The organism is Streptomyces composti (assembly GCF_012034205.1).
GTDB classification, from domain to species: domain Bacteria; phylum Actinomycetota; class Actinomycetes; order Streptomycetales; family Streptomycetaceae; genus Streptomyces; species Streptomyces composti.
This window is the reverse complement of sequence record NZ_JAATEM010000059.1, coordinates 1-6,464: the sequence shown is the minus strand read 5'-3', so window position 1 is coordinate 6,464 and position 6,464 is coordinate 1. Positions and strand designations below refer to the sequence as shown.

General features: G+C 73.5%; 4 protein-coding genes and 1 pseudogene. All 5 read left to right on the top strand.

Going from position 1 to position 6,464, the window contains the following annotated elements; all coding sequences use genetic code 11:
• Positions 1 to 666 (top strand): annotated as a pseudogene (locus HCJ93_RS28765) (family 4 glycosyl hydrolase); the annotation flags it as partial.
• A gap of 380 nt (positions 667 to 1,046) precedes the next feature.
• Entirely contained in the window at positions 1,047 to 2,435 is a 1,389-nt protein-coding gene (locus tag HCJ93_RS28760) for a GlnX family signal transduction membrane protein (protein ID WP_373563629.1), read from the top strand.
• Positions 2,436 to 2,473: 38 nt separating this feature from the next.
• Complete coding sequence (locus tag HCJ93_RS28755) at positions 2,474 to 3,601, top strand: glutamate ABC transporter substrate-binding protein (protein WP_206318088.1); 1,128 nt, start codon at positions 2,474 to 2,476, stop codon at positions 3,599 to 3,601.
• 52 nt (positions 3,602 to 3,653) lie between these two features.
• Positions 3,654 to 5,021, top strand: coding sequence for a hypothetical protein (locus tag HCJ93_RS28750; protein ID WP_167998764.1), 1,368 nt, complete (start codon positions 3,654 to 3,656; stop codon positions 5,019 to 5,021).
• On the top strand, positions 5,018 to 6,464 hold a 1,447-nt coding region (locus tag HCJ93_RS29795), incomplete at its 3' end, for a serine/threonine protein kinase (RefSeq protein ID WP_277350802.1). The genes HCJ93_RS28750 and HCJ93_RS29795, both read left to right, overlap by 4 nt.

Here is a 6,464-nt window from a genome sequence, read left to right as displayed (position 1 = left end):
CCCGCATCACCACCGCCCCCGGCCCGGACACCGCGCTCGACGGCGCCGACGCGGTCCTCCTCCCTCCTCCAGGCCGGCCACAGGGCGGCCCGCGCCGAGGACGAGACCTGGCCCCTGGAATGCGGCTGCGCCGGCCAGGAGACCACCGGCGCCGGAGGACCGGCCAAGACCCTGCGCACGGCCCCCGTCCGGCTGGACATCGCCGAACACGGCCGACGCGCCAACCCCGACGCCTGGATCACCGACTTCACCGACCCGGTCGGCATCGTCACCCGCGCCCTCCTCCAGGCCGGCCGCAGGGCGGCCGGCCTGTGCAACGTGGCCATCGGCCTCCAGCGCAAGTCCGCCGCACTGCTCGGCGCCGTCCCCTCCCGCGTCCACCCGGACCACGTCGGCCTCGACCACCTCACCCGGGAGACCGCCGTCCGCCTCGACGGCCCCGAGGGCGAGGACGTCCTCCCCGGCCTCCTCACCGCCCACGGCGAGACCATCGCCGCCGGCCTGCGCCTCCCCCTCCTCACCCGCCTCGGCACCGTCCCCTCCTCCTACCCGCGCTACCACTACGCCCACGACGAAGTGGTCGGCGAACAGCGCGCCAAACGGTCCCGGGCAACCGAAGTGGCCGCTCTGGCACGCGAGTTGCCGTCCCGCTACGCCGATCCGTCCCCTCGTCCTCGACGCCGCCCTGCACGGCGGCCGCGACCGCGTCCAGGAGCGGGAGCCCCGGCCTGGGGGCCGCACTCCTCGGTCCGGACCGCTTCAACGCGGCCCCGTGATGCGCAGGACCGGTGGCGCCGGTACCACGCCTGACGTTCCGTCGGGGATGTCCGGGCGCCCGTCCACGTACACCCCCACCGGAGCCGCGGTCGCACCGCGGGCATGGCGCCTGAGCCCTCATCCACCCGCCGCCGGGCGCAGGAGAACGCGAACCCTCACCCACCCACATCGGGAACCGAAACCGGGGCCGAAGGCGTATTGGTGAGGAGGTGCAGATGTCAGTCCCAGCGGCAATACTTGCCGCGACGTATGACCATGGGGGAGGTCAGGTGACACTGACACAGACGCGCAGCGCCGAAGCACCACCGGCCGCACCGGCGGAGCCGCCCGCCCCCACCCCGCCCCGCCGCACCGCCTTCGCGGAAGGCGCCGACCGGCTCCGCCACGCCGCCACCACCGAACCCGGCCGCCTCCGCATCATCGGCGCTCTCCTCGCCGCCCTCGTCCTCGGCTTCGGCGCCGTCACCGCCTGGGAGACCACCGACCGGGCCTCCGCCGCCGACGACGTCCTCACCAGCAGCCAGCCCCTCAGTTCCGACGCCGCCGACATCTACCGCTCCCTCGCCGACGCCAACACCGCGGCCTCCAGCGGCTTTCTGGCGGGCGGTCAGGAGACCGCCGAATCCCGCGCCCGCTACGAGAAGGGCATCCGCACCGCCGCCGACAAACTCGTCACCGCCGCGGCCAACGCCGACCCGGACTCCCCCTCCACCCCCACCATCTCCAAGCTCAACCGCCTGCTCCCCGAGTACAAGGGCCTGGTCGAACGCGCCCGCACCTACAACCGCCAGGGCTTCCCCGTCGGCGGCGCCTATCTGCGCTATGCCAACGAGAAGATGCAGCAGGAGATGCTCCCGGCCGCCGAGGACCTCTACACCAAGGAGAACCAGCGCCTGCGGTCCGACTACGGACGCGCAACCCCCTACCCCTGGCTCGCCATCGCCCTCGGCACCGCCGCCCTCGCCGCCCTCGCCTGGGCCCAGCGCCGCAACTACCTGCGCACCAACCGCATCCTCAACCACGGCCTGGTGGCCGCCACCGTCACCACCACCGCGGTCCTCCTCTGGCTCCTCGTCGGCCACACCCTCGCCCGCTCCGGCCTGAACGACTCGCACGACCACGGCGTCCGCTCCCTCACCGTCCTCAACGACGCCCGGATCGCCTCCCTCAAGGCCCGCGGGAACGAGAACCTGACCCTGGTGGCCCGCGGCGCCGAGACCCGGAAGGTCGGCGACGAGACCGTCGACGCGTACGACTACGACTTCGAACGCAACATGGACACCCTGGCCAAGGGCCTCACCCACGCCCGCCGGCTCGCCGACGACAGCACCGGCGAGAAGCCCGTGGCCGCCGCCGTCGGCAACATGACCGAGTGGCAGAAGCGCCACGACGCGGCCCGCAAACAGGACGACAACGGCAACTACCAGCAGGCCCTGAACATGGTCATCGGCCCCAGGGGCACCACCGGCGAGTGCTTCGACAACGTCGACGCCAACCTCGCCACCGCCCTGAAGCACGAACAGAACGAGTTCAAGTCGGCGGCCACCGACGGCCGTGACGCACTGACCGGCCTGCCCGTCGGCGCCGCCGTCCTCGCCGTCATCGGCGCACTGGGCGCGGTGCTCGGCATCGGCCGCCGGCTGTCGGAGTACCGGTGAGAGGGGGCGTGACGGACATGCTGAACAAGGCACGACGGATGCGAGCCGGTCTGCGGGGCTGGGGCGGCGTGGGCGCCATGTTCACGGCCTGCGCCCTGGCCCTGCTCCTCGCCCTGCTCCTCACCTGCACGGGCTCCACGGCCCGCACCACCCCCGACGCCGCCCCCGCGGCAGACACCGGATCGAACACCGCACGCAACGCACCGAACGCACCGAACGCCGCACCCCGTCCCGGCACGGCACACGCCCCCGGGACGATGGCCGGCGCAGCCGCCGAGGCGGAGGACTGCACCGCCCCCGAGAAGCAGACCCTGTCCCCCTCCGACGCCGACGGCCCCGCCATCGAGGCGATCAAGAACCGCCCCGGCGAGAAGCGCAAACTGATCGTCGGCGTGGACCAGAACAGCTACCGCTGGGGCTACCGCAACCCCAACAGCGACGCCGGCGGCAGCGGCAACGGCGGCGGCACCCGCCTCGAGGGCTTCGACATCGACCTGGTGCACCGCATCGCCGAGGACATCCTCGGCGACCCCGACGCCGTCCAGTTCAAGGCGATCCCCACGGCCCAGCGCATCCCCGCGATCCAGAGCGGCCGCGTCGACCTGGTGGTCCGCACCATGACGATCACCTGCGACCGCCTGAAGGACGTGGCCTTCTCCGCCCCGTACTTCAAGACCGGCCAGCAGGTCCTGGCACCGAAGACCTCACCGGTCACCGGCTACGACGAGACCCTGGCCGATCGCAGGATCTGCACCGCGAAGGGCTCCACGGCGTACGCGAAGCTGGAGGAGGACAGGAAGAGCGGCGACCTGCCCGCCTCCACGGACATCTCCACCCAGGTCCCGAACCAGCTCGACTGCCTGGTGCGGCTCCAGCTCGGCGAGGTGGACGCCGTCGTCAACGACGGGGCCCTCGCGGCCAGCCAGGCCGCGCAGGACCCGACGGTGGAGCTCAAGGGCGACGCCTTCACGACCGAGTACTACGGCGTGGCGATGAAGAAGGACGCGGACGACCTGGTACGCCGGGTCAACCAGATCCTGGTGGACTGGCGCAAGGACACCAAGAACGGATGGCAGGCGTCGTACGACACATGGTTGTCAGCGACACTTGCCGGGGATTCATCCAAGTCGGAACCACCGGCACCGGAGTACTTGCGCAAGAGCTGAGCGGACTCCGGCCGACCCACAACCGGATCCAACCCGCAACGAGAGGTGATCGATGGGCGACACGGACCCCACCGGGCCGGTGATGGACCGGGACGAGGTGGACCGTGCGCTGGCGCGGCTCGGCGCCGAGCACGAGGCGATCGAGACCTCGCTGCTCGCCCTGCAGGACCACGCGGGCCGAAGACTCCTGGAGGGTGCCCGGCTGACCGGCGTCACCGCGGAACGCTGGAAGTCCACCGAGGCGGCGATCACGCTGCTGTGGACGTACTTCGACGCGTACACGGACGCGCTGCGCACCGCCCGGGAGATCAGGTCCCGCCGCCGCTGGTCCAGCCGCGAGGACCTGGTGGAGCTGACGGAGCTGCTGCGCGGCGAGTGCGTCACGGTGGCCGGTTCGGCGGCCGCCACCGCCAACGCGCCCACCCTGCACGGCGAGCAGCAGGGCCGCCTCACCGAGCGGTACTCGCTGGCCGGCCTGGTCGACCGGATGAACGCCCTGTACGCGTCCTCGCTGGACGTGGTGGTCGCCGCGGACGCGGTGTGGTCGGCGCTGCCCGCGCGGATAGATCTACTCGCCGCCGAGCTGCAGCGCACCCGCAAGCTGGCGCACTCGGTGGGCGTGCGCCCCGGCGAACACCCGGCCGGCGACGACCTGGAGCGCATCACCCGCACCCTGACCAGGCTGCGCGAGGAGGTCGTCTCCGACCCGCTGGCGTTCTGGCAGCCGGCCGAGGGCAGTTCCGCACCGGGCGGCGGCAAGCCCGACACCACCGTCTACGACCGTGAGGCGCGCGCCCTGGAGGACGTCCGCCGGGAGATCGAGGCGGTGCTGACGGTCCGCCAGGACGCCGAAAAGCGCATCGTCCGCCTGCGGGACCTGCTGTCCCGCGCCGACCGCACGCTCGCCGAGGCCCGTACCGCGCGGGGCGAGGTGCTGGCGAAGATCGCCGCCACGGAGGTGCCGGTGGTCAGCGGCCCACCGACGGTGCTGCAGGAACAGCTGGCCACGGCCGCGGAGTACCGCAGGCAGGCGCAGTGGCACCGCCTGTCGCCGCTCCTGGAGTCGCTCGAGCAGAAGGCGGAGGACGAACTGCTGCGCGCCCGCGAGTCGCTGACGGCGGTCACCGCGCCGCTGGCGGTCCGCGCCGAGCTGCGCGGCCGGCTGGACGCGTACAAGGCGAAGGTGGCCCGGCACGGGCTCGCGGAGGACCCGCTGCTGGTCGAGCGGTACGAGAAGGCGCGCCGCATGCTGTGGAGCACGCCCTGTGATCTGCGCGCCGCGGAGCAGGCCGTGCTCCGCTACCAGCAGGCGGCGGCCGAACTGATCGGCTCCGCCCCGCGGGTGCCCGGCCAGGCAGGACCGGAGGACCGGAGGGGGTCGGTCCGGCGCATGAGCGACGAGGGGGAGGCAGCGACATGAGCGAACCGGACAAGACACACCACCCGGCTCCGCAGGCGCCCGACGAGGCGTCGGCCCCGGCACCGGACCCCTCGCCCGACCCGGCGCCGGACCCGGCACCCGCTCCGTCGGCGGCCCCGGCCTCGAACCAGTCACCCGACCCGTCACCGGCCCCGGCGCCGGACCCCGCAGCCGACCCGGTGTCGGCACCGGCGTCACACCCGTCACCCGACCCGGCGTCGGCACCGGCACCGAAGCCGTCGCTGTCCCCGGCACCGGCTCCAGCTCCAGCTCCAGCTCCGGCGTCGAACGCCGCGGCCCCCACGCCGGCACCCCACCCGGCCCAGGGCCTCCAGCAGATCCCGGCCCAGCCGCGCACCCCACCGCAGCCGAACCCACCACAGCCGTCCGCTGCCCAGCCCGCGAGCCCACCCGCACCCGCACAGCGCAACGAGCCACCGGCCCGCGCAGCCCAAGCGCCCCAGGCCGCCCAAGCTGCTCAGGCCGCCCGGCCCCGGCCCCCGGTCGCCGCCGCCCAGGCACAGCGCCCCTGCCAGCGCCCCGGCTGTGACGGCAGCTACGAGGACGTCGGCGGCGGCGAGCTGTACTGCGACACCTGCGGCCTCGCCCCGGTCGTCTCCGCCACCGGCCTGGTCGGCTCCGCCCCCACCGGCATCACGGCCGGCGGCAAGGCCTCCGGCGGTTCGGCCGGCAGCCGCAGCGGGCGGTCCAGCGGCCGCAGCTCGCGTGCGAGTTCCCGTACCTCGTCCCAGTCGTCCAAGTCCCGCCGCTCGGTGTCCGGACGTCTCTCCCGCTCGCTGTCCGGCCGCGGTTCGAGCCGCTCGGTGTCGGTGCGCAGCTCCGGCTCGGCGGCGGGCTCCTCCGGCCGGGGCCGTCTCGGCGCCGGACTGGTCACGGTGCCCCCGATCCCGCGCCCCGATCCGCGCAGCATGGTGCTGCAGAACCCGGAGGTCCCGGAGCGCAAGCGGTTCTGCTCGCGGTCGGACTGCGGCGCGCCGGTGGGCCGGGCCCGCAGCGGCCGGCCGGGCCGCGTGGAGGGCTACTGCACCAAGTGCGGCCACCCCTACTCGTTCATCCCCAAGCTGCGGCCCGGGGACGTGGTGCACGGCCAGTACGAGGTGGTCGGCTGCCTGGCGCACGGCGGCCTGGGCTGGATCTACCTCGCGGTGGACCGGGCCGTCTCGGATCGCTGGGTGGTGCTCAAGGGCCTGCTGGACACCGGCGACCAGGACGCGATGGCCGCGGCGATCTCCGAGCGGCGTTTCCTCGCGGAGATCGAGCACGCCAACATCGTGCGCATCTACAACTTCGTGGAGCACCTGGACCAGCGCACCGGCTCCCTCGACGGCTACATCGTGATGGAGTACGTCGGCGGCAAGTCGCTGAAGGAGATCGCCAACGCGCGCCGCACCCCGGACGGCAAACGGGACCCGCTGCCGGTGG